The 22,004-nt window shown below is 69.4% G+C and carries 22 protein-coding genes; 8 read left to right on the top strand and 14 right to left on the bottom strand.

Translation table 11 applies throughout. From position 1 onward, the window contains the following. Positions 1–4: 4 nt before the first annotated feature. Both ACIP4X_RS35105 and ACIP4X_RS35100 read right to left on the bottom strand, forming a co-directional pair. Complete coding sequence (locus ACIP4X_RS35105) at positions 5–139, bottom strand: hypothetical protein (RefSeq protein WP_358738023.1); 135 nt, start codon at positions 137–139, stop codon at positions 5–7. 414 nt (positions 140–553) lie between these two features. Continuing rightward, the gene (locus tag ACIP4X_RS35100; protein WP_401352390.1) at positions 554–1,393 is read right to left on the bottom strand and encodes a hypothetical protein; all 840 of its coding nucleotides are present in this window, start codon (positions 1,391–1,393) and stop codon (positions 554–556) included. A 224-nt stretch (positions 1,394–1,617) separates the two neighbouring features. On the opposite strand from ACIP4X_RS35100, the gene ACIP4X_RS35095 reads away from it, so the two are divergent. Together ACIP4X_RS35095 and ACIP4X_RS35090 are read left to right on the top strand one after the other, a co-directional pair. After that, the gene (locus tag ACIP4X_RS35095) at positions 1,618–3,204 is read left to right on the top strand and encodes a prenyltransferase/squalene oxidase repeat-containing protein (RefSeq protein ID WP_401352387.1); all 1,587 of its coding nucleotides are present in this window, start codon (positions 1,618–1,620) and stop codon (positions 3,202–3,204) included. After that, the gene (locus ACIP4X_RS35090; RefSeq protein WP_358738028.1) at positions 3,201–4,469 is read left to right on the top strand and encodes a cytochrome P450; all 1,269 of its coding nucleotides are present in this window, start codon (positions 3,201–3,203) and stop codon (positions 4,467–4,469) included. Before ACIP4X_RS35095 ends, ACIP4X_RS35090 begins: the two co-directional genes overlap by 4 nt. Positions 4,470–4,891: 422 nt before the next feature. On the opposite strand, the gene ACIP4X_RS35085 is transcribed toward ACIP4X_RS35090, so the two are convergent. Both ACIP4X_RS35085 and ACIP4X_RS35080 read right to left on the bottom strand, forming a co-directional pair. Further along, positions 4,892–5,101: a hypothetical protein gene (locus ACIP4X_RS35085; RefSeq protein WP_358738029.1), complete on the bottom strand. Its 210-nt coding sequence runs from the start codon at positions 5,099–5,101 to the stop codon at positions 4,892–4,894. A 228-nt stretch (positions 5,102–5,329) separates the two neighbouring features. Then, positions 5,330–6,655, bottom strand: coding sequence for an IS701 family transposase (locus tag ACIP4X_RS35080; protein WP_401352402.1), 1,326 nt, complete (start codon positions 6,653–6,655; stop codon positions 5,330–5,332). Positions 6,656–6,966: 311 nt separating this feature from the next. Here ACIP4X_RS35080 and ACIP4X_RS35075 point away from each other — a divergent pair, with 311 nt between their 5' ends. Next, positions 6,967–7,263, top strand: a complete 297-nt coding sequence (locus ACIP4X_RS35075; protein ID WP_391460324.1) for a hypothetical protein — start codon at positions 6,967–6,969, stop codon at positions 7,261–7,263. Beyond that, positions 7,260–7,646 (top strand): fic family toxin-antitoxin system, toxin component, encoded by a 387-nt coding sequence (locus ACIP4X_RS35070; protein ID WP_358738032.1) that lies wholly within the window; start codon positions 7,260–7,262, stop codon positions 7,644–7,646. The genes ACIP4X_RS35075 and ACIP4X_RS35070 overlap by 4 nt, the downstream gene beginning before the upstream one ends. Positions 7,647–7,747: 101 nt before the next feature. Here ACIP4X_RS35070 and ACIP4X_RS35065 read toward each other — a convergent pair whose 3' ends face one another. Continuing rightward, positions 7,748–8,086, bottom strand: coding sequence for a transposase (locus ACIP4X_RS35065; protein ID WP_358738034.1), 339 nt, complete (start codon positions 8,084–8,086; stop codon positions 7,748–7,750). Between the two features lie 450 nt (positions 8,087–8,536). Between ACIP4X_RS35065 and ACIP4X_RS35060 the strand changes: the two genes are divergently transcribed. The 3 genes from ACIP4X_RS35060 (at position 8,537) to ACIP4X_RS35050 (ending at position 11,284) form a co-directional block, all read left to right on the top strand. Continuing rightward, positions 8,537–9,349 carry a transposase gene (locus ACIP4X_RS35060; protein WP_401352382.1) on the top strand — a complete coding sequence of 271 codons (813 nt, stop codon included), beginning with the start codon at positions 8,537–8,539 and terminating at the stop codon, positions 9,347–9,349. A gap of 484 nt (positions 9,350–9,833) precedes the next feature. Beyond that, positions 9,834–10,223 (top strand): PP2C family protein-serine/threonine phosphatase, encoded by a 390-nt coding sequence (locus ACIP4X_RS35055; RefSeq protein ID WP_401352399.1) that lies wholly within the window; start codon positions 9,834–9,836, stop codon positions 10,221–10,223. Between the two features lie 716 nt (positions 10,224–10,939). Then, complete coding sequence (locus ACIP4X_RS35050) at positions 10,940–11,284, top strand: MerR family transcriptional regulator (RefSeq protein WP_391460333.1); 345 nt, start codon at positions 10,940–10,942, stop codon at positions 11,282–11,284. A gap of 432 nt (positions 11,285–11,716) precedes the next feature. Here the strand turns inward: ACIP4X_RS35050 and ACIP4X_RS35045 are convergent, their stop codons facing one another. From ACIP4X_RS35045 to ACIP4X_RS35020, 6 genes are read right to left on the bottom strand one after another with little or no spacing between them, the layout of a single operon-like run. Beyond that, a complete protein-coding gene (locus ACIP4X_RS35045) occupies positions 11,717–13,720 on the bottom strand; it encodes a DUF2264 domain-containing protein (RefSeq protein ID WP_358738041.1) in 2,004 nt (667 codons plus the stop codon). Continuing rightward, the gene (locus ACIP4X_RS35040) at positions 13,717–14,451 is read right to left on the bottom strand and encodes a hypothetical protein (RefSeq protein ID WP_391460337.1); all 735 of its coding nucleotides are present in this window, start codon (positions 14,449–14,451) and stop codon (positions 13,717–13,719) included. Before ACIP4X_RS35040 ends, ACIP4X_RS35045 begins: the two co-directional genes overlap by 4 nt. A gap of 7 nt (positions 14,452–14,458) precedes the next feature. Then, positions 14,459–15,379 (bottom strand): carbohydrate ABC transporter permease, encoded by a 921-nt coding sequence (locus ACIP4X_RS35035; RefSeq protein ID WP_358738045.1) that lies wholly within the window; start codon positions 15,377–15,379, stop codon positions 14,459–14,461. After that, entirely contained in the window at positions 15,376–16,278 is a 903-nt protein-coding gene (locus tag ACIP4X_RS35030; RefSeq protein ID WP_358738047.1) for a sugar ABC transporter permease, read from the bottom strand. The genes ACIP4X_RS35035 and ACIP4X_RS35030 overlap by 4 nt, the downstream gene beginning before the upstream one ends. Next, positions 16,275–17,534, bottom strand: a complete 1,260-nt coding sequence (locus tag ACIP4X_RS35025) for an extracellular solute-binding protein (protein WP_358738048.1) — start codon at positions 17,532–17,534, stop codon at positions 16,275–16,277. The genes ACIP4X_RS35030 and ACIP4X_RS35025 overlap by 4 nt, the downstream gene beginning before the upstream one ends. A gap of 43 nt (positions 17,535–17,577) precedes the next feature. Continuing rightward, positions 17,578–18,597, bottom strand: a complete 1,020-nt coding sequence (locus ACIP4X_RS35020; RefSeq protein WP_358738050.1) for a hydroxyacid dehydrogenase — start codon at positions 18,595–18,597, stop codon at positions 17,578–17,580. A gap of 180 nt (positions 18,598–18,777) precedes the next feature. Here ACIP4X_RS35020 and ACIP4X_RS35015 point away from each other — a divergent pair, with 180 nt between their 5' ends. Then, a complete protein-coding gene (locus tag ACIP4X_RS35015) occupies positions 18,778–19,881 on the top strand; it encodes a substrate-binding domain-containing protein (RefSeq protein WP_401352376.1) in 1,104 nt (367 codons plus the stop codon). A 341-nt stretch (positions 19,882–20,222) separates the two neighbouring features. On the opposite strand, the gene ACIP4X_RS35010 is transcribed toward ACIP4X_RS35015, so the two are convergent. The 3 genes from ACIP4X_RS35010 to ACIP4X_RS35000 all read right to left on the bottom strand — a co-directional run. Next, positions 20,223–20,639 (bottom strand): hypothetical protein, encoded by a 417-nt coding sequence (locus tag ACIP4X_RS35010; RefSeq protein WP_401352373.1) that lies wholly within the window; start codon positions 20,637–20,639, stop codon positions 20,223–20,225. Continuing rightward, positions 20,596–20,904 (bottom strand): hypothetical protein, encoded by a 309-nt coding sequence (locus tag ACIP4X_RS35005; RefSeq protein WP_358738056.1) that lies wholly within the window; start codon positions 20,902–20,904, stop codon positions 20,596–20,598. The genes ACIP4X_RS35010 and ACIP4X_RS35005 overlap by 44 nt, the downstream gene beginning before the upstream one ends. Positions 20,905–21,545: 641 nt before the next feature. Further along, positions 21,546–22,004: IS5 family transposase (locus ACIP4X_RS35000; protein ID WP_401352370.1), on the bottom strand; the 459-nt coding region annotated here is incomplete at its 5' end.

Genomic DNA, 22,004 nt, shown 5'->3' with positions numbered 1-22,004 from the left:
GCTGCTACACCCGCTCGGCCACGGCGAGCTCATCCCGCTCAGCCCGTACCTCCGACAGCTGCTTGACCAGCTGTTCTTCGAGCCCGTCCAGCTCCGCACGCCGCGCGGCGATCCGCTCCAGCACTTCGGGATCCATCATGCGCCGGAGCGTAGGAGCGGCACCCGCGACGACGGACGGGCATCCGCAAACCCACCCCTGCCCGACGATCTACACCCCAGACTGCCGCCCACGACCAGCACGAGCACCCCGAACCGGCGTCACACCAGCACCCTGACCAGCTACTTCAAGATGGCGCAGCTTCACTGTTCGATGGTGATGGTGTCTACGGCTACGGCTACGGCAGCGGTGGCGGCGCCGAGCGGGATGGCGACCACGGCGGCAAGGAAGGCGCGAGCTGCGAGCGTGCGGTGCACGAAAATCCTCCTGAGGGACGCACTGTTGATTCGTGGTCTTCCTGCACCGCCCCCGTGCCTGCATGTACGCGGCCCCACGCACGGCTGGCTCAATACCCTCATATGGCCCAGTCTCCCGGCAGGTTGGGTGACCGTTGTCTCACCGGGTCAGCAGGACCGCTGCCAGGACGACCAGGCCCTGGGCGTCGCCCCAGGGTCGGGGGTATCCACCCGGCCGAGGGCGGTAGGAGGCCAGAAGGGTGCTGTTGTAGGCGGCCCACAGCACAGTGGGGAGGGGCAGAACAAGCTGCCCGACTGCCGCTCCGCAGGCAGCCATGCCGTAGGCGGCGACGCGGGTCCGGCGTTCACCGAGCAGCACCGGGAGACTGCTGGTGCCGGCGAGGGCATCCGTGTGGAGGTCACGGAGGTCGTTGAAGAGGGCGGTCACACCGCCGATGAGCACGCCCGCCACGGCGAGGTACCACGTGCGCGCGTCCAACAGGAGGTGCTGTTGGACAGCCGGCAGGAGCACCGCGATCGCGAGCCACCCGGCCATGGTGTAGGGAAGTTTCACGCCGGGAAGCTGCCGGACCGCCAGCCGCCGTCCGCGCCACGGGATCAAGCGGGCCGTGTACAGCCAGGCCATGGTGCCCACGAGAACCACGACTGCGGCGCACCGCGGGCGCAGGACCGTCACGGGCAGGAGGGCTGCCGCACAGGCGATCGTCCACCAGGTCAGATGGCGGCGGTGCCGGGCGATCCAGGCGGCCCGCGGGCTGCTGTCGGTGTCGGCGGGATCCAGGCGGTCACGGGTGTACGAGCCCGTGATGAAGAGGAAGGCGAAGGCCGCGATCAGCGGGTCGCCGGGCCGGTGCAGGGCGAGGCTGGTGACCCAGGTCGAGGCTGCCGCGCTGGTGCCGAGGGTGATATTGGTCCACGCCAGGAAAGTGAGTGGGCCGGGGGCGGACCGCCCGCCGGCTACCTCGGTCTGGGCGGTCATCGACTTCCTCCTGGTGTGCTCGGCGGACGGGAGCAGAGGTGCACCTGTGCCCAACGATGCGCGCGGCCGGGTGACGGGCAGGTGTCTCAAGCGCCACACAGATGGGTGAGTTTGTCTCTTCTGCTCTTCCTGGGGCGTGACGCTCGGGACATCTTGGGAATGAGCCAAGTCCCGCGACGCGAAGCGAAAGGGTTCCGTCGTGACAGGCAGACAGGAGCAGGACGTTGACGACGGACGAAATCGGCCTGGATGGGCTGGTCGGTCGGGAGCAGGTCGCCGGCGGGGGGATGGCTGCCAGGGAGCGGGTGGTCGCGGCCTTGAGCGCCGCCGTCGGCTTCGACGGTGCGGTGCGGCGGCCGTGCGCCAGCCGGACGCTGGAGTCGGCGCTGCTGCTCGTCCTGCTGCGCGAGCGCGGTATCCACCCGCAACAGGTGCGGGAGCTCGGCATGTATCTGGCCACCGGGCAGGCGCAGGCCACGGGGTTCGACACGGCGCTGGCCCGGGCGGTCCTGCACGGCCGCCAGGTTGATGATGACGTGGTCGGGGGCGAGTTGCTGGCTGGCTTCGACCACTTCTCCATCGCCCGCAAGCGGCTGCTGTTCGACGTCCACCTCGCCGTGGTGGGTGCGGTCTCCTTCGATTCGTCGATGCTCCGCCCGGCCCGTCCGGGGGGTGGGGAGGGGGACAACTCCGTCACCTGGATCGAAATGATCATGCTGAGTGTGCGGATCCTCGTCGCGGACGGCTTGGGCCGAGCCGAGGAGATCTCCGATCTGGAACGGGAGCGTCTGCTGGAGCTGCTGGGCTCCAGCCGGGCCCCGGTGTGGGAGAACTACACCGCCGCGCACCTGCTCGCCCTCCTGGCCGTCCAGCGGTTCGCGCCCGCCCACCATCTGGTCGAGACCGGTGTGGAAGGCGTGCTGGCGTCCCGAAACCCGGACGGCGGTGTGCCGAGCATGTCGAACCTGGACGTGTTCAGCACCGGACCCGCAGGTCTGGCCCTGGCCCGGGCCGGAGCGGACCGCGCGCTGCTGCACCGCATGTGCGACTACCTGATCGGCAGGCAGATGCCGGACGGCGGGTGGGCTTTCGGCGAGAACATGCGGCACAGCGACGTGGACGCCAGCTCCTACGCCGCCGCATGCCTGGCCGCCGTCGACCCGGAGCGCCACCGGGACGCCCTGGAGCGCGCCGGCGGGTACTTCCGGGACATCGTCGGGCCGGACGGCGGGTTCCCGACCTACGTGAAGGGCGACCCGTCCGAGGTGGGCATGACCGGCGGCGCGGTCAGCGCACTGGCATGGAACGGCTCCGGCCACGGTGACCTGCTGGACGGCGCGGCGCGCTGGCTGCTGGACGCCCAGCACGCAGACGGCACGTTCGAGCGCAGCTGGAGCCTGAGCGAGGCGAACACGATCTGGCGGGCGATGTGGGCGCTGCACTCGATGCCCGAGCCGACCCGCACCGCTCTCAAGGCGCGTATCGCCGACGCGAGCGCCGCCTCACACCGGTTCCTCGCGCAGGCGCAGAACGAGGACGGCGGCTGGGGCTACCGGCCGGGCGACGCCAGTGACACCGCCAGCACCTGCTACTCGCTGCTCGCCCTGGCCGCCATGGGCCAGCGCCCGCAGGAGGACTCCGTCGTCAGGGCGGGCCTGGCCCATCTGCTGTCCCGGCAGGGACCCGACGGGATGTTCACGGCGCTGCCGGACCAGGTCGGACCCCGCCCCCTGCTGTTCGACGCGCCGGTCTTCACCGACATCTGGGTCCTGCTGGCGCTGACCAGCAGCGGCAGCGACGAGGCACGGTGAGCGGTCGCCAGACGGAGGCGAGGACCGCCGACGGGCCGCAGCCCCTGATGCCCGACCGGGCGCCGCGGCCCCTGCCCGTCGACCGCACCTCCCCGGTGGATCCGCCCGCCGAGTTCCGGTGCCTTCGCGCGGAGCTGCCCGTGGCACCGCTGGCGTTCCCCGACTGCCCGCCGGGCTGGCTGGTCACCCGGTACGACGACGTCCGCGCCGCCCTCGCCGACCCCAGGCTCAGCTCCCGGCGTCCCCATCTGAACTCCCACGTCCGAGCCAGCCTCATCACCCCCGCCGAGATGGCCGCGCTGCGCCCCTCTGACCTGCTCACCAGCGACCCGCCGGAGCACACCCGGCTGCGCCGCCTGATCAGCGGCCAGTTCACCAGCCGCCGGATGAACCTGCTCGCCGGGCGGATCCAGACCATCGTCGACCAGCATCTCGACGCCCTGGCCGTCGCACCCCGACCGGCGGACCTGATGCAGACCGTCGCCCTGCCCGTACCGTCGCTGGTGATCAGCGAGCTCCTGGGCGTGCCCTTCACCGACCGCGATCTATACCAGCGCCTGACCGGCGAGCTTCTCTCCCTCGACCGCACTCGCGACCAGCTCTTGGCGGCCAAGGCGGAGATGAAGTCCTACCTGCTGCGCCTGATCGGTATCAGACGTGCGGAGCCGGACGACGACCTGCTCTCCGGCCTCCTCCAGGCGCAGAGCGCCGACGCGACGCTGAGCGACGACGAGATCGCCGCCCTTGCTCAGCTCGTCCTCATCGCCGGCCACGAGACCACCGCCAACGTGATCGGCCTCGCCGTCCTCCTCCTGCTGCGCCCGCCCCGGCTCTGGGACACGGTGCGCCAGCGGCCCGAGCTCGTCGACGGGGTGGTCGAGGAGACACTGCGGTACGCGACGGTCCTCCAGTTCGGACTCCTGCGGGTCGCCCGCGAACCCCTGACCATCGCCGGGCAGAGCATCGCGGCGGGCGAGCGAGTCGTCCTCCACCTGCCCGCCGCAAACCGCGATCCTGTCCGCTTCACCGACCCCGACCACTTCGACGTCCAACGCCCCGACGCCGCCAGGCACCTCAGCTTCGGCCACGGCCCCCACCACTGCGTCGGCGACCAACTCGCCCGCATCGAGGTGCGCACCGTCCTGGCCACGATGCTGTCCCGCTTCCCGGACCTGCGCCTGGCCACCGGCCCAGACGAGGTCCCCACCCACACGCACAGGGTCGTCCACGGCCCGGCCCGCCTCCTGGTGGACTTCACCCCATGACCCACAGGCCGGACAGCCAACCGCGGCAGGAAGGGACCAGACGACCGGTGGCGACGACAAGACCCGGCCCGTACGCCGCGTACGCCTTCGATTGTGCGACACCCGGACGCCGCCGTCGTGGAAGCCGACGATGTCCAGCCTGCCATCGCCCGTGGTGTCGGCGAGGAAGCGGGGATTCTTGTCGGCAAGCCACCCGCCCGCCCCCTCCCCGTGGCTGGACGCACTGAGGACGGGTGCGCCGCCGACGGGCTGTGGGAGCGGGCCGGGGTGGGGGGCGTCGTGCTCCGCGCCGTAGACCCGGCCGTTCAGCAGCTGCTCATCGCCGTTCAGCTGATCAGCGTTGCAGCCGCCACCGACAACGCGGGCTTGCCCAGGGACGCCTTGGGCTTGCCCGCGTCGTCGGTGGCCGCGGCTTGCCCGGGTCAGGTGCGGAAGCGGAAGAACCAGCCGCCGGCTTTCTGTGCGGCGGCCTGTTCCTCTGCCTCCTGGCGCAGGCGCTCCTGCTCCTGGCGCTCGCGTTCGGCGGCTTCGGCCTGCTGCTCGGCTGCGACGGCCCGGTCCTGGCAGTCCTCGCACAGGTGCGGGTGCGACTCGCGCTCGCCCAGCCGCGGGTGTAGCCGATCGCCTCCCACCTGGCGTCGGTGAACTTCTGCCCGCAGTCCTTGCACGCCGGCCGCCGCGCCTCCCGCTCCGCGGCCATGCGCTCTGCACGGCGCCGTTCCTCTTCCCTGGCGGCCCGGCGGCGGGCGAGGTAGGCGTCCCGGCGGGCGTTGCCGATCGCGGCCACTAGTACTCCAGCAGCGTTTCGCTATCTGGCCTGGTCAGAGGCGTCGTCCGGAGTGTAGTGGGCTGGTGGTGTGTCAGGGGCGGTCTTGCCGGACCGCCCCTCCAAGGAGTGGAGTCGTCGCCGGTAGTGGCAGTGGCGGGCGACGGCCTGGCGTCTGCGGCGCCAGCGTGACCAGCTCAGCAGGTGCGCGCAAAGCGACCGTCCGGCTCGGCGGTTCTCGGCGAGGCGAGGCGCCAGGAGCCGGCGGACTTCTGCCACGGTGAGCGGAGCCAGGGGCCGGAAGCGTTTCTGCACCCCCCTTTGCTCCCGCGTCGGCCGCCATGACCGCGAGGTAGGCATGGGCGAGCATGGCCAAGGTGATGTGCCCGTACCAGCCGATGTAACGGCGGACCTCGTACTGGTCCAGGCCGCACTCGTTCTTCGCCGCCTGGAAGCACTCCTCGATCTGCCAGCGCATCCCGGCGACCCGCACCAGGTCGGCCACCACGGACTCCCGTGGGGCGTAGGCGAGGAAGTAGGCAATCTCCTCCGGCTTGCTCAGGCTGCGGCGGGCCAGTGCCCACCGCCGACGAACGGGCACCTCGCCCTGGTAGTCGAACTCTGCCACCGTGGGCAGTTCCAGTGCCGCCCAGTGGTAAAGCCGCGGCCCCTTGGCCCCGTCGCCGCACGAGATCAGCTCCCATGCCTCGTCCGGAGCCTGGGCGAAGAGGTGGTCGATGCGCGGGCCGAAAACCTGCTGGGACTTGGGCACCGCGAGCACATAGCCGAGACCGGACTGCTCCAGCAGACGGCGGAATCGACCCTCCTGCCCGTAGGCGGCGTCCGCGGCCACCCAGGCGAGGGGGAGATCAGAGGCCAGAGCCCGCAGCACGAGGCGCTTGGCCAGTTCTCCCTTGGTGGCGAAGCCGCGTTCGTCGGGGACCTTCGCCGCCCGGCAGCGCTCCCGGTCGTCCGTCCAGGACCTGGGCAGATACAGCTCCCGGTCCACCAACGCGCGGCCGTTGCTGGTGGCGTAGGCGGCGAAGACACCAATCTGGCAATTCTCGGTACGGCCGGCGGTGCCGGAGTACTGGCGCTGGACCCCGGCTGAGGTGGTGCCCTTCTTGATGAAGCCGGTGTCGTCGATGACGAGTACTCCGTCGTCATCGCCGAGGTGCTTGGCGACGTATGACTGCAGGTCGTCGCGGACGTCGTCGGCGTCCCAGGTCGCTCCGTTCAGTAACCGCTGGAGGCCGTCGGGGGTGCGATGCCCGGCGAACTCGGCCAGTTGCCAGCCGTTCTTGCGGCCGACGGGGGCGAGCAGGCCCCGCACGTAGTCCCGCATTCGGCACCGCAGGTCGGCACGGCCAAACCGGTGGCCGATGCAGAGGAAGAGGTCGCCGAGTTCTCGTTCCCAGATTGCGTCCGCATGTTCGTCGATCACGCCGGGAGGCTGTCCATATCAGCGCCCAGCCATTTTCCCCATCCACTCCTTGGAGGGGCGGTCCGGCAAGACCGCCCCTGACACACCATCAGCGCACTACACTCCGGACGACGCCTCTGACCAGGCCAGATAGCGAGACGCTGCTGGAGTATTAGCCCTACACCTGCGGATCAGCCTCCGGTCTCGGTTCCTGGCACCGGGAAGTGACTTCGACCGTTTTTTCCGGATGCTGACTCGGCACCGAGATGCGGTGACGTCCGGATGGTACTGCTGGTACCGTGGATGCCATGACGGATCCCAAAGCGATGAATCTGCGCTTCCCCGATCCCGCGCAGCGGGCGGCCATCGCGGCAGCCGCCAGGCAGGCGGGGGTCAGCATGCAGGAGTACATCCTCTCGGCTGCCTATGACCGGGCGATCGCGGTGGAGCAGCGGTTCCTGGAGGGTTTCAAGGCGTCCATGGCCCGCAGCGGCGCGGCTTTCGCGGCCGAGCCCAGCAGCATCGACACCGGCGCGGAGCAGCGGGCGATCGAGCAGGAGGCGCTGCGGGAGCTTGAGCAGCAGGAGCGGGGCCGCGCCGCGTGAGCGAGCAGGAACCTCTCCACCCTCTCGATGTCACGTTCCTGCTGCACGCCGCCGAGCTGCTCGACGGTGATCCGCAGGTTGACGACTACGGGCCGCTGTATGCGGCCGTCGCCCGGGTCAACGCCCGGGCGATGGAGCGGGACATCTACGGATCGCTGTCCCTCAAGGCCGCCGCCCTGCTGCACACCCTGGCGAAGCTGCCGTGCTTGGAACACTCGAACGAGGCCTTCGCCTGGCACGCGACGGAGGCCTACCTGGCCCTCAACGCGCGCGCCCTCGACTACCCGCCCAAGGCAGCCGTCGCACTGGTACGCGACGCGGCCTCCGGTGTGCTCGGCGTCGCCCGGATCGCCCGGCAACTGCGCGACTGGACTGCCGCCTGACCCGATCGCATCGGCCGCTTCAACGCTGCTCAAGCGCAGCGTTTCACCGCGCGGGCTGGCCTTGCAGCTTGACTCTGTCGGGGATCTTGGCTTCGCTGCGGTCAACTGCTGGTGGATCGCCAGGACTTCGGCCGGTGGATCTCTTGCTGATCGAGGTAGTTCTGGAAGGCGGTCGGCTGGCGGGGTGGGGGCGCTTCCCCGGTCGGCGGCAGTCCGCTGAGGCGCTCGATGTTGACGGCGATGGCGGTCAGGACGTGCTGGAGGTGGGCCTTCGGCTGTCCTCGGTAGCGGCCGCGGCGCATGCCGTGGCCGTGGGCGAACTCGTTGACGGTGCCCTCCACCCCGGAGCGCATTGCGTACCGGGTCTTCCACTCGGGTGTCTGCTGCTCGGTGCGGACGCGGAGTTGCAGGTCGCGGAGTTCCCGCCGTGGGAAGCCCACCGTTGCGGGCGCTTTCGCGGGAGGTGGTGCACTGGGTGCGGGCCGGGCAGGGCCGGCACTGGCCCTTGCCAGCCGGATCGCTGCCGACCGGCTCGCGGCATCGACCCGCGCTCTGTCGTCCCCCGCACGCTGTCCGCCTCAGCCAGCGTGCGCAGCACCTTCCCTCGGCACACCCTCGACGGCACCCAGGTCCGTGCCGCCCTGCTCGACATGGTCGTCCAGCTCTGGCCTGCTGCTGCGCCGACGCGGCCAGGCAGCCCACGCCCTCACCCTGATCCTGACGTTCGCGGGCAACACCCGGTGGGAGAAGACCCGCTGTCTGCCGGAGGCCTCAGCACACGATGAGGACCTGCGGGCGCTTACCTGCCAGGTCGGCGGCGGCCAGCTCGCCTTCACGGTCGTGGAACTCCCGCTCGGCGTCCGCGGCTGCCAGGCCCGCTCAAGGCGCTCTTGCTGCTCGCGGCGCCGGACGCGCGCGGCATCCAGGTCAGCCGCCTCCCCGGCCGGCTTCTCTCCGCGGTCGCTTCCGACATCATGGGCGTCTCCGGACGGGCCATGCTCGAAGCCCTCATCCACGGCGAAGCCGACCCACAGGTCCTCGCGGACCTGGCCAAGCGCAGGCTTCGCAACAAGATCCCCGAACTCACCGAGGCCCTGGCCGGACGCTTCCGTGAACATCACGCGTTCCTGGCCCGGCTCCATCTGGACCAGTATGACCAGCTCACCGTGATGATCGACCAGCTCACCGGACGCATCGAGGAGGCGATGGCGCCCTTTCGCGGCGCCCTCGGCCTGCTCGACACCATCCCCGGCATCAACCAGGCCACCGCCGAAGTGATCATCGCGGAGACCGGCGGGGACGTGACCCGGTTCGCCTCAGCCAAGCACCTCGCGTCCTGGGCCGGTGTCTGCCCCGGCCATCTCGAGTCCGCCGGCCGCACCAAGAACACCTTGGTCCGACCCGGCAACCCCTACCTCAAAGGCGCCCTCGGACTCGCCGCGTTCGGCGCAGTGAGAACCAAGGACACCTACCTCCAGGCCCGATACAAACGGCTCACCGCCCGCCGCGGCCCGCTCAGGGCACTGGTCGCCGTCGAGCACTCGATCATCACCGCAATCTGGCACATGCTCAGCGACAACGTCGGCCACCAGGAACTCGGCGGCTCCTACTTCACCCAACGCGACCCCGAACGCGCCACCCGCCGGGCCGTCAACCAGCTCGGCTACACCGTCACCCTCAACCCGAGGGAGACCGCAACCTGACCGGCAGCCCCGGACACCCGGCAGCCTCAACGGCCACCGGGCACCCAGTCCTGCCCACCCCCACCCTGAACTGCTTCTATTTACGCGTCAGCGTCCTGGCCGTGGGTGCCCGGCTCGCGGTGGCCTCGCTGCAACACACGGTCGGGAATCTCGAGCCGGGACGGGGGATCGCCGCACTGGCCGCCGGTACGATCGTGGTGGTCGTCTTCACGGCTGTACGCGACCGTCACAGGCGCGTGGTGAGTCAGGTACGCGCCGTGTCCGAGACCGCGCAGAAGGTCCTGCTGCGACCGCTGCCGGACCGTATCGGGCCGCTGACGGTCGCCTCGGTCTACCTCGCCGCCGAAGCCGAGGCACAGATCGGCGGTGACCTGTACGCCGCGGCGCGCACCCGCACCAGCACCCGGCTGCTCATCGGCGACGTCCGGGGCAAGGGGCTGGCGGCGGTCGGGGACGCCGCGATGCTGCTCGGGTCCTTCTACGGATTCGCCTACCGCCAGGCGGTCCCTCCCCGCCCTCGCGGCCCACCTGGACGGCAGCGTCAGGATGGGATCCGCACAGCGGCGGAGACAACGGCGAGGAGCGCTTCATCACGGCGGTGCTCCTCGACTTCCCCGACCACGGCGGCTGCGTCCACGTGGTCAACTGCGGGCACCCCCCGCCGCTCATGCTGCATCGCGGCACGGTGGTGCCGCTCGACCGCAGCCCGCCGGCTCCGCCGCTCGGACTCGGCGAGTTCAACTGCGGCCAGTACGTCCTCGACACGTTCCCCTTCGAGGAGGACGACCTACTGCTGCTCTACACCGACGGCGTTGTCGAGGCCCGCGACGAATCCGGCACCTTCTACCGGCTCGCCGAACGTCTCGCCACGTGAGGTGAGCGCACGCCCGACGGCGTGCTCCGGCGGCTGCGCAGCGACCTCCTCACGCACGTGGGGGGCTGGCTCGCCGACGATGCCGCAGCCATAGCGGTCACTCGCACGCCGCAGCATCTGCACCGGCCGGCCTCAGGAGAGACCTGGGAGGAACCAGGAGAAATGGGGCCGGAAATGCCCTGAACGCCTGTGATGCCTGGGAGGTTGGGAGGCTGTTTTCCCAGGACCGACATGTTCCTGCACCACTCTTCCGGGTGCACCTTTGCTAGAACTCTGAATAACAGCCATGGAGAAAATCTGTAGTGGTGAGAGTAGACATGGCCTCGTCGCAGGGTTACTGTTTCTGTCGTACTCGGGAAGTCGAAGAGGGTGCGGCAGAGACGAACTGCCGCCCAGCACGTCAAGCAGGACGCAGCCCCACGGGGCTGCGAGCAGTACCCGCGGTATCCAGCAGTACCACCGAGTAACCGAAGGTGAGGAGCAGACGCCATCAGGATCGCCCGGACGAGGAAGAAGTCCGTCCGGGTACCGCAGACCCCGGATTGGAAGGTGGTCCCCGGTCACGCATCCGCGATCCCCGCAGCCCCGCCCTCCCAGGCGGAACCTGCGGAAACAAGAGGCCGGCGCAGTCAGCCGGTAGATGGTGTTGAAAGCCCGGGGCCCGGGTGCCGCACGGCACCCGGGCCCCCCGACGCATCCCCTGGAAGAAGAGGTCTATGCCCCCTCGCAGTACCCGTTCCGTCGCCCCTCTCGACGACGATGACTACCCCGCCTACACCATGGGCCGGGCCGCCGAGATGCTCGGCACCACCCCCGCCTTCCTCCGCGCCCTCGGCGAACACCGCCTGATCACCCCCCTGCGCTCCGAAGGCGGCCACCGCCGCTACTCCCGCTACCAGCTGCGCATCGCAGCCCGTGCCCGCGAACTCGTCGACCAGGGCACCCCCATCGAGGCAGCCCGCCGCATCGTCATCCTCGAAGACCAGCTCGAAGAAGCCCGGCACATCAACGAACAGCTGCGCACCCAGGGCGGCGAGCCAGAGTCGAAGACCACGGCCTAATCAGGACGCCGACCGCCGGCGAACAAAGACCGCCATCATCGGACCTCGATGGCACACGCTCAATGTTCGATGGCACAGGACATGCGCGGACGCCGCCGGCACCCGGAGAATCGCCGGGTGACCACGGACACCTGGGACCCTGGGTCCTGGGTCCGGTGTTTTACCTGGTGGAAAGGACACGGCCAGGCAGCTGGGTCCTGGGTCCCGACGCCGGGTCCGGGCCGGTTCGTCCGAAGTGGCCCTCCATGGCGATCACTCAGGTTTCGGCGTCGAACTCACCCCCTGGAACACCGGAACCTCCTATCTGGCCAACCTCACCGGATAGACCAGCTCCGGACAGTGAACTGAAAGGCACTATGCGTCCGGAGTCTCGGGCAAAGCAACAACGCCTGCGCCCGTCGGGCTTCGTAGTGCCGTCCGTGAACTCGCTGATTATCCGGACGCGGCGGGCAGGGCGATCTCGGTGCGCAGGCCGTCCGCCCAGGTGAGCGCAACGAGATGACCGCCGTCGGGCTCGGGGTGCACGGTCAGTGAGGGGTCCGCGGCATCCGGGCCTCCCCGGTCCAGGAGCACCATGGCGGCGAGGATCTCGCCGAACGGTGTGTCCGTGTCCGTGGCCAGCCAGGGGATCGCCGTCCAGGAGCCGAGGGGACTGATGTCCTGCTGGGTCGTGACCCCGCCGAGGTCGAATCCCCGCAGGCCCTGCAGGCGAGATCGCAGCGACGCGGTCCGGGCCTCGGCGGACGGGCCCGGCTCGCCGGGAGTGATCTGTGTGCCCGGCCGAGCGTCGGCCGCCACCGGCCAGCCACCCAGCCGCACGGCACGCCAGGACGGGCTCGCTCCGGTCGCGGGCGTATCGACCCGGGCGAGGCGGATCTCCACCCCGTCGCGCAGTAGCGAGGCGACGGTGATCACCGGTCCGGGGGTCACCGGTCCGCGCCGGCCTGAGCCGTAGTCGGGCGAGTCGTCGGCGGCGGTGTCGACCCAGCGCACCGGCCCGCGGGAGGCGGCCGCCAGCACGCCGCCTGACAACTCCCGGGCGAACAGCGGCTCGAAGCCGGACCGGTGGGAAGCCCGGCCGGCCTCATCGAGCAGTACGACCGCGTTGTCGACCGGGGAGGCCGCCGCGTCCGCGGTCAGTGGGGGGATCGTGGCGGTGGAGTAGCCGAGCCGTGCGTACGGGGGCGAGTCCGCGCCGGTGTCACCGGGGCGGGCGTGGTCAGTGCCGTGGTTGAGGACCATCGCGATCCCGTCGCGGCGCCGTGCGGAGAGCAGCCAGCCGGGGGCGGTGACTACCCGCTGCGTGTCGGCGGTCTCGATGGGGAGCGGGAGTTCCCTGTTCGTCCATACCGGGTGGTTGGCGGGCAGCATGAGTCCGAGCATTCCCTTGGACGCCCAGTACGGTGAGCCGGATCCGGAGTAGGACTGGCGTATCGCCGGCCAAGCGTGGTGCCAGCCCAGTGTCAGCAGCCCCTCCGCGTCGAGGGCGTCCCGGTCGGTGAAGTGCCGGACGATGCCGCCGGTCACGCGGCGTACCAGTCCCGGCGGTTGCCCGCCGGCTCCGGTGACCGCGCCGACCCAGAACGGTGCGGCGGCGGCGAACCGGTAGGTGAGGCTGCGGCCCTGCAGCAGCGGGGAGCCGTCCCCGCCCACCAGGCACACCGCGTCGTCGAGGTAGTCCCGCAGGTCCGCTGCCCAGGTCTCGCGCAGCTTGGGCGGGCAGAGCGGGCCGGTGACGTCGAACAGGTGGGTCCACAGCAGCGGGTAGAGGTGCAGGGCCCAGCCGGTGTAGTGGTCGTAGGACCGTTCCTCACCGTCGCTGAGCCAGCCGCCGGGCCTGCGCATCGAGGCGTGGAAGTCGAGGTCCTCCTCGATGTCGGCGGCCGACCACGGGCCGCCCACCTCGCGCAGGAAGGACTCGACGACGATCCTGAACCAGACCCAGTTGTTCCGCGGGTACGGCTGTCCACGGACGGTCGCCAGCCAGTCGACAGTCCGCTCGCGCACCGCGCCGTCGAGCTGGTCCCACAGCCAGGGCCGGGTCAGTTGCAGCACCAGGGCTATGGACGCGGCCTCGACCTTGGCCTGGCCGAGTTTGTCGGGTCGCGGCCAGGCCTCCGTTGAACGGGGGTCGGTGCCCGCCGCCAGGCCGCGGGCGTACCGGTCCAGCATTCCGCCGGGGTCGGCGCCGTTCTCCCCGGCTATCCTGAAGCCGGCCAGCAGGAAGGTGCGGGCGAAGCCCTCCAGGCCGTCGGAGTCGGTGCCGTACATGCTGGTGGGGCCCGGCAGAGCGACGCGGGCACCGGCCGGGGAGCGATACGGCTCGAGGGCCGCGAGCATCCGGTCCGCGAGAGAGGTCCAGTGGTCGCGGGTCCAGCCGGTGTACGGGGAGCGGACGCGGTCCTCCGGGACGGTCGTGCCGGGGCGGATGGTCATGCCTGGACTCCCACAGGGTCTCGATGGGCGTGGCTGGCTGCGGGGTCGGCGGCCGGTGCCACCGTCGTGAGCATCGCGCGGCTGTTGCGCCAGACGACGAAGAGAGTGCAGCCCGGCAGTACAGCAAGGCCGAGCAAGGGCGCCTGGTTGACCAGGACGAGTGTTGTGCCGAGCAGCGCCAGGTTCAGCAGCCCGAGCCACCAGTGGCGCACCGAGGCGTAGGACGCGGTCAGCAGTGTGCGCGGGGAGAGCCGTGGCTCGTTCGCCAGGGCGGCCATCGCCACGGTGCCGGAGCTCGCGGCGACGAGTGCGAGAACGACCAGCAGCGGTACCAGGGCCGGCCCGAATGGGGTTTTCCGGAGGACACCCACGTCGGTGGCCGCCACGGCGACCAGCAGCACCCACGGCGCCCAGCCGAGCAGCGCCGGGGCGAACAGGCGCCGGTAGACGCGGAGCAGGTCGGCCACCGGTGCCCGGTCGTCCTCGGTGGTCCGGCGCAGGTAGTGGAAGGCGGCGGCGAGCGAGGGGCCGAGGCCGAGGGACAGCAGTCCGAAGAAGACCGGGTACTGCCACGGCCGGTGCACCACGCCCAGGGCGAGCAGCAGCGGCGCGTTCGTCACCGCCAGGCCCAGGTTGACGACCAGGACCCGGTGGACGTGCGACCAGACCAACTCCCAGGCCCCGTGGTCGAGATTGAGCCTGGGGCGCCGGCCGGCGACGGGGGTGCTCATGACTGCCTCACTTCATTCCGCCGGTGGCGATGCCCTGGACGAAGTAGCGCTGTCCGAGCAGGAAGACCACCAGGATCGGCAGTACCGACAACACCGAACCGGTCATGATCATGGCGTACTGGGAGTCGTAGATGCCGACGAACTGCCGCAGTCCGATCTGCACCGTCCACAGGTCGTTGTCGGTCAGATAGATGAACGGCCCCATGTAGTCGTTCCAGGTGTTGACAAAGGTCAGCAGGGCGAGGCTGGCCAGTGCGGGCTTGGACAGAGGCAGCACGATCCGTGCCCAGATGCCGTACTCGCTGAGTCCGTCCAGCCGCGCAGCCTCGCTGATCTCGTCCGGGATCGTCAGGTAGTACTGGCGCATCAGGAACACCCCGAACGCGCCGAAAGCCTGCAGCAGGATCAGCGAGAGGTGCGTGTTCACCAGTCCCAGGCGCTCCATGATGATGTACTGCGGCACCATGTACGCCTGCCACGGCACCGCGATGGTGCTGACGTAGGCGAGGAACAGGGCATCGCGTCCGGGGAAACGGGCCTTGGCGAAGCCGTAGGCCGCGAAGCTCCCGGTCAGCACCTGCAGCGCGGTAATGGTGACACTGAGGAACAGCGAGTTCCCCAGGTACGTGAGCAGCGGGATCCGGGTCCAGATGCGGGTGAAGTTGTCCCAGTGGAACTCCTGCGGGATCCACTGGATCGGGACCGTGAGCACGTCGTTGTCCCGCTTGACCGAGGAGACCAGCATCCAGACGAAGGGAACCAGGATCACGGCCGACAGCGCGAGCAGAGCCGCGTAGAGCAGGACGCGACCCAGGAGCCGCGTCGTCCGGCGGCGGCGACTCCCCGGAGCGGAACGGCCCCACCCACCACCGGTTGAGCGCGGCACCCCGGCCGTCGTGCTGCCCTCTCGCAGCACACTCGTGTTCATCGCTCATTCCTCCGCTGGAACCGGAACTGGACTACGGTGATCATCAGCACGATGACGAAGAGCACCAGGGAAATCGCCGAAGAATAGCCGAAGCGCCCCTGCTTGATCCCCTCCCGGAAGATCACCTGGGACAGCACCAGGGTCGACCGGCCGGGGCCACCCTCGGTCATGATCTGCACCAGGTCGAAGACCTTGAAGCTGGAGATCGTCAGCATGACCAGCACGAAGAACGTGGTGGGCCGCAGGGACGGGACGGTGATGTGCCAGAACCGCTGCCACGGTCCGGCCCCGTCCACCCGGGCCGCCTCGTACAACTCCGCCGGGATCGCCTGGAGTCCGGCGAGATAGAGCACCATGTAGTAGCCCATGTCCCGCCACACACTGGTGATGATGACCGCGGGCATCGCCCAGTCGGTGGAGGCGGTCCACCCCGGCGGATGGCCGACACCCACGGCCCGCAGCAGTTGGTTCACCGGTCCCAGGTCGGGACTGAAGAGCATGTTCCACACCACCGCCACCGCGACGAGCGAGGTGATGTACGGGAAGAAGAACGCCGTGCGCAGGAACCCGACGCCGCGGAGTTTCTGGTTGAGCAGCACGGCCAGGCCGAGGGACGCCGCCAGCGTGAGCGGGATGTGGCCGAGGGCATACCACGCCGTGTTGCTCAGTGCGACCCAGAAGGTGTCGCTGTCGAACATCCTGCGGAAGTTTTCGAGTCCGACCCATTCCGGTGTGGAGTACGAGTTCCAGTTCGTGAACGCCAGCAGCAGCGTCGCGAGCACCGGTATCAGGGTCAGGGCCGCGAAACCGAGGAAGTTCGGAAGGATGAAACTCCAGCCGACCAGTGTCGTGCGCCGGCTTCGCCGCTTGGCGGCTGCCGCGCCGGATTCCGGGGTCATCCGACTTCGGACTTCACTCGGGAGTTCATCTCCTTGATGCCCTGGTCGACCGACTTCTCACCGGTCATCACGAGCTGGTGCTCCTCGGTGAGGATGGTGTCGACGTCAGAGGACTTCTCACTGATCGGCATCTCCAGCTTCACCGTGTCCGGGCGCATGGCCTTCTTGGTGAGATCGTCGGTCGGCATGCCCTGGACGGAGAAGTACGTGTCCATGATCGCCTCGTCGGTGTAGGACGGGGTGATACCGACCTTGGCGACCGCGGCGGCGCCGTCGGGGCCGGACGCGAACGAAAGGAACTTCCGGGCCGCGTCGGAGTTCTTCGCCTTCTTGTTGATGGCGAACGCGGTCGGTGCGCCGAAAGTGGTCGCCTTGCCGTCGACGGTCATCTGCGGCAGCGGCGCCATGCCCCAGTCGTCCTTGAAGTCGCCCGCGGCCTTCTCCTGCACCAGGACCGCGGCGAACCAGGTGCCCATCGGCATCAACACGGTCTTGTCGGTCGTGAACATCGTCTTGTAGGTGACCTTCTGGCTGTTGGCCGTGGCCCACGACATGGCCGCCCCGGACTTCTGCAGGTCGAGGGCCATCGCGTACTGGTCCTTGAAGAACCCGTAGTCACCTCCCAGCAGGTCACCACCGGTCTGCGCCGCCGCGATCGCCTGCACGAGGGAACGCCAGGTGTGCTGGTAGGTCCCGTAGACCTTCGACGCGCCGCTGCCCTTCGTCTGCCGCTTCGCCAGCGCGGCGTAGTCGGACCAGGTCAGCTTGGACAGGTCCGCGCCGCTGTCCTTGAGCAGCGACTTGTTGTAGTAGAGAACGTAGAAGTCCTGCCGGTACGGCAGCGCGTAGTACTCGCCGTTCATGTCGTAGGCGTCGAGCCCGCCGTACTTCGCCTTGTCGAGCTTGCCGACCTCGTCATTGACCGACTGCAGCTGACCCCGAGTCCCGAACCGGGCGTAGTCCGTGAGGGTCTTCATCGTCAGCACGTCTGTGGTGTCGCCACCGGCCAGCATCGTGGTGACCTTCTCGGAGTAGTCGTCGGAGAGGATGTCGACCGGGCGGACCTCGATGTCCGGGTACTTCGCCTTGAACCCGTCGATCAGCGCCTTGAACTCGGGCGTCTGGTCGTAGTTCCACAGGGCAACCCGGAGCACCTTCTTGCCGTCGGCGGTGGTGTCGGAGCCGCCGCTGCTGCACCCGGCGGTGAGCAGCGCCAACGCGATGGCTGCCGTCAGGACCTTGGCGGGTCGTCTCATGGTGCATATCTCCTTCGGTGTTCGGCGAATGGAAGACATCGGCTCAGGCACTCAGTCCGAGGGCCCAGGACTCCGCGGTGACCTCTGCCTGCAGAGGCTGCCGCCTGATCCACCGGGCCAGCTCGTCGAGGGTGTGGTCGGTCAGGCGCCCGATCTCCGAACCGAGCGACCCCGCCACATGCGGGGTGACCATCACCTGGGGAAGCCGCCGCAGCGGCGACGTCGCGGGCAGCGGCTCGGGGTCGGTCACGTCGAGGATGGCGAAGAGACGGCCGGACGCGCACTCGGCGGCGAGCGCGGCGGAGTCGACGAGGCTACCGCGCGCCGTGTTGATGATCGTCGCGTGGTCCGACAGCAGACGCAGCTGGTCTGCACCGATGAGGTGCCGGGTCTCCTGCAGCCCGGGAGCGTGCAGGGACAGCACGTCGACTCTGGGCAGCAGGTCCACCAGGTCGACCAGGGTCGCGCCGGCCGCCGCGACCTCCGCCGGATCGGCATGCGGATCCGCGACCAGACAGGTGGTGCCGTCGAGAACCTTGAGCAGTTCGACGACCCTGCGGCCGATCCGGGAGAACCCGACAATGCCGACGGTCTGCGCAAAGTTCGACAGGTCCCCGTAGCCCGTCACCGTTCCCCACCCCTCGTAGGCAAGGCGCTTATCGGCGGCGAGGAACGGGACCTTCTTCCCGGCGAAGATGATGGCCGCCAATGTGTACTCGGCCACCGGAATCGCGTTGGTGTCGGCCGCACTGGTGATCCGGATCCCCCGCCGCCACACGTCGTCTCCCACCAGTCCCCGCACACTGCCGGCACAATGCAGCACCGCGCGCAGCGTGGGCGCCGCGTCGAGCCGCTCCGGCGTCAGCCGGGGAGCACCCCACGACGTGAGCATCACCTCGACGTCCGCCAGCCGGGCCCGTACAGCGGGAGCGTCGAGGTCATCGGTCCAGACCGGATCACCCAGCGTCACCAGGTCCGCCAGCCGCGCGAGACGGGAAGCGTCGAAGTGTGCGTCGAAGCTCTCCCTGCTCATCACGACGAGTGCGTGTGGCTTCGTCTGCATCGAGTGTCGAGTCCTTCCCTTGGCCGGTTCCGCACAGGCGAGCACGCCTTGCCGATCAGGTTGGAACAGAGATAGTGGTGGTCAGCACAGAACCGCTAGGGCTCGCACGTGAGCGAAGTGATTCGTTCAGAGTCGAACACGCGATGAGGAGGGGGAAGCCGATGATCGAGGGGTGGACCAATGGCCGGTGACCGGCTCTTCGCTCTGCAACGCAGAGAGCGGCTCATGGACGAACTGCGCCGGCACGGCGCCGTCCGGGTCGGGGAGTTGGCCCGGATGCTGGAGGTCAGCGAACTGACGGTGCGGCGTGACATCGCCGCACTCGCCGACCGCGGCCTGCTCACCAAGGTGCACGGCGGCGCCACCCTACCGGCCGAGACCGACCCGGCTCCCCCGCGCCGGACCCGCCCGGGATCGTCGCCGTTCACCATTGGCATGGTCGTTCCCTCCCTGGACTACTACTGGCCCGCTATCGTGACCGGCGCCCGGGCGGCCGCGGTCCCGCTCGGCGCCCAGATTCAGCTGCGCGGGTCGAGCTACGACCGGGCGGAGGACCGCCGGCAGATCAGCCGGCTGATCGAGGCCAAGCAGGTGCAGGGACTACTGCTGGCGCCCAGCCTGGAAGCCGACGGTGCCGATGAGATGATCGACTGGATCGGCAAGCTACCAGTGCCGACCATCCTGGTGGAACGGCAGACATCGCCCTGGACTCCGACGCCGCGCCAGCTCGAGTGGGTACGCAGCGACCACGCGCTCGGCATGGAGATGGCGGTGCGCCATCTCCACGAACACGGCCACCGCCGCATCGGCCTGGTGCTCGCGAACGGCAGCCCGACCTCGGCGCACCTCGCACAGGGCTGGCAGCGGGCCTGCGCGGAACTCGACCTGCTCGGCGAGTTCGTGGTCCGCGAGAGCGTAGCCCTCGGCATACCCGGCCACCGGCAGATCATCGAGAAGATCCTGCGCCGATGCCGCCAGTCCCGGACCACCGCGCTCATCGTGCACAGCGACCAGGACGCGATGTCCGTCGCCCAGTACGCCGCCGAACAGGGCATCGCGATCCCGGACGACATGGCCCTCGTCAGCTACGACGACGAGGTGGCCCAGCTGGCCGAGCCGGCGATGACGGCGGTTCGCCCGCCCAAGTCCCGGGTGGGCCGGGTCGCGGTGGAGATGATGGTCTCAAGGCTGCTGGAGGGCAAGCGTCGCCCGGCGCAGCGTGTCCTCGTCCTGCCGGAGCTGATCATCCGCAATTCCTCGATCAAGACGGAGGCCGGTCGGTGACAGGACGGCTGAGGCCGGCTCCGGTGGAGGCCGACCCGCCTGAATATGCCTCAACTCACGCCACCGCGCACGCGATGGGGCCGCAGTCGTCCCGACGCGGCGCGTACACGCCGGGCCGAACATCTCCTCGGCGAGCCGCCGAACGTAGTGACTCCAACAACCGGAGTAGGTCATGCTGAGACAGGGCCACCCTGCACCTCCCGCGTTGAACTGGCCGTTCACTACGGAGAGTTGCACGGTGGCCCACCCTGCGGGCAGGGAGCGGAAGCTACGTCGGCGCGCGCCCCCGGCGCACTCCCTAACCGTGATCGGCTACACCACGACAAGGCAACACCGTTGCTTTAGCCGTCAGGCCCGGCGTCAATGTCTCCGTCCTTGACCATCTTGAAGTCCAGTGTGTACGTCTGCACAGTGCGCGGATGTTGGTCCCGCTGGAACTGGTACTTGCTGGATGTCTTGCGGTAGCGGGCCTTCAGGCGCTGGCGGCGCTGTTCGGGGAGGAGGTTGGCCAGCACGGGCCGGCCGATGGCTCCGATCAACGATGCCGTACCGCCCCGAACAGTCCCTGGGGCGACGATGATCTGGTCCGCGGCGGCCTGGAACAGAACGGTGAAGCTCACCCGCTGAGCGGACAGTCCCGGCGTGGCCGTGGTGACATCGCCGGCCATGCGGACCAGTGCCTGGTAGACCGTCAGCAGTGCGAAGATCTCCTGCTCAAGACCGGGGACACTGCGTGAACGCAGGACTCGCCCGTCCAAGATCGTGGACCAGCGAGAAATAGCAGGTCTCCGCCTGCCAGCGCCGGTGGTAGAGCCGCAGCAGGTCGTTTGCCGGGTGGGTGTCGGCATCCAGCAGATTGGTCAGCAGCCGCCACAGCTCCGTGCGCGTGGTGCCGTCGGCGAGGACGACGGTGAGCCACGCCTCGACCACCCGCACCTCCACCCGCTGGCCGCTCGCCCTGGCGCGGTGGCGGCGCGGCAGGACTGCGGTGAGGTAGGAGCCGTCGGGCAGGGGGCGGCGCACGGTCGGCGTCGCTTGCGGGTGGAACGCAGCACGAAACGGGCTCCGGTGTCCTGCACGGCCTGAAGGAAGTCGAACGCGTCGTAGTAGGCGTCGGCCGGCAGGAGCATCGATGCGTCCAGATGTCCCAGCAGACGGCGTGCGTAGGCGAGTTCGCCGATGTCGTCGGGTCCGAAGACCGCGTCCACCAGGGCCCGTGCGCGCACTCCACGAGGGCGACCAGGCGCACCAGCGGGTAGCCGAACGCGCGGACCCTGCCGATGTGCTTGCGAAAGTGCCAGGTCACCGCTTTCTCGTCGGGAGCGGACAGGGTGGTGCCGTCCACGGCGACCAGGCGCAGGCCCTGGTAGAAGGCGCAGGACTGGCGGTGGTCGGCCACTGGTCCAGCCCGGATCGAGAACAGGTGGCGCAGCGGTCCGCTGCCCAGCCGGCGCCGGGCACGGGCCAGTGACGAGGCGCACGGGCGGGCCACGGGCACGCTGCCCAGTCCCGCCGTGAGCTTGGCCCATATCCCCTTGGTAGGAGGATCGCTCGAAGAAGGCGAGGGCCAGCACGAAGTACACCACGACACGCGCCGGGAGCAGCCGCAGCCGCTGCGTGCGGACACCGGTGTCCTCCAGGACCGCGTCGACTAAGAAGTCATCTCATTTGGCGAGTCGGCGATAACAGATGAGGGTGCAGGCGATGCTGGTGAAGGCTAGGAAGTGCTCTGCCCTGCGTTCGTAGCGACGGTGGAGCCGTCTGCAGCCGGCGAGCCAGGACATGGTGCGTTCGATGGTCCACCGGTGCCGTCCGAGCCGCTGCGAGGTCTCGACGCCTTTGCGGGCGATGCGGTGCCGGATGCCTCGCTGGGACAGCCATTTCCGCAGGTGGCGGTAGTCGTAGCCCTTGTCGGCATGGAGCTTGCCGGGCCTGCGCCGGCGGGGACCCCGGCGGGAGCGGATGGGCGGTATGCCCTTCACGAGCGGGATCAGGGCTTGGCTGTCGTGGACGTTGGCGCCCGAGATCCCGACGGACAGGGGCAGACCGGTCCGCTCGGTGATCAGGTGGATCTTCGAGCCGTACTTGCCCCGGTCGACAGGATTCGGACCTGTCAGGTCCCC

The sequence above is a fragment of the Streptomyces sp. NPDC088817 genome (assembly GCF_044750345.1).
GTDB lineage: Bacteria > Actinomycetota > Actinomycetes > Streptomycetales > Streptomycetaceae > Streptomyces.
The sequence above is the reverse complement of the archived record's forward strand: the minus strand, read 5'-3'. Positions and strand labels throughout refer to the sequence as shown.

Excerpts from the sequence above, each read along its gene's own strand:
- ACIP4X_RS35045 (WP_358738041.1), bottom strand. The coding sequence starts at position 13,720 with ATGACCATCCGCCCCGGCACGACCGTCCCGGAGGACCGCGTCCGCTCC.
- ACIP4X_RS35025 (WP_358738048.1), bottom strand. The coding sequence starts at position 17,534 with ATGAGACGACCCGCCAAGGTCCTGACGGCAGCCATCGCGTTGGCGCTG.
- ACIP4X_RS35015 (WP_401352376.1), top strand. The coding sequence starts at position 18,778 with ATGGCCGGTGACCGGCTCTTCGCTCTGCAACGCAGAGAGCGGCTCATG.
- ACIP4X_RS35035 (WP_358738045.1), bottom strand. The coding sequence starts at position 15,379 with ATGAACACGAGTGTGCTGCGAGAGGGCAGCACGACGGCCGGGGTGCCG.
- ACIP4X_RS35020 (WP_358738050.1), bottom strand. The coding sequence starts at position 18,597 with ATGCAGACGAAGCCACACGCACTCGTCGTGATGAGCAGGGAGAGCTTC.
- ACIP4X_RS35040 (WP_391460337.1), bottom strand. The coding sequence starts at position 14,451 with ATGAGCACCCCCGTCGCCGGCCGGCGCCCCAGGCTCAATCTCGACCAC.
- ACIP4X_RS35050 (WP_391460333.1), top strand. The coding sequence starts at position 10,940 with ATGCCCCCTCGCAGTACCCGTTCCGTCGCCCCTCTCGACGACGATGAC.
- ACIP4X_RS35105 (WP_358738023.1), bottom strand. The coding sequence starts at position 139 with ATGATGGATCCCGAAGTGCTGGAGCGGATCGCCGCGCGGCGTGCGGAG.
- ACIP4X_RS35030 (WP_358738047.1), bottom strand. The coding sequence starts at position 16,278 with ATGACCCCGGAATCCGGCGCGGCAGCCGCCAAGCGGCGAAGCCGGCGC.
- ACIP4X_RS35075 (WP_391460324.1), top strand. The coding sequence starts at position 6,967 with ATGACGGATCCCAAAGCGATGAATCTGCGCTTCCCCGATCCCGCGCAG.
- ACIP4X_RS35100 (WP_401352390.1), bottom strand. The coding sequence starts at position 1,393 with ATGACCGCCCAGACCGAGGTAGCCGGCGGGCGGTCCGCCCCCGGCCCA.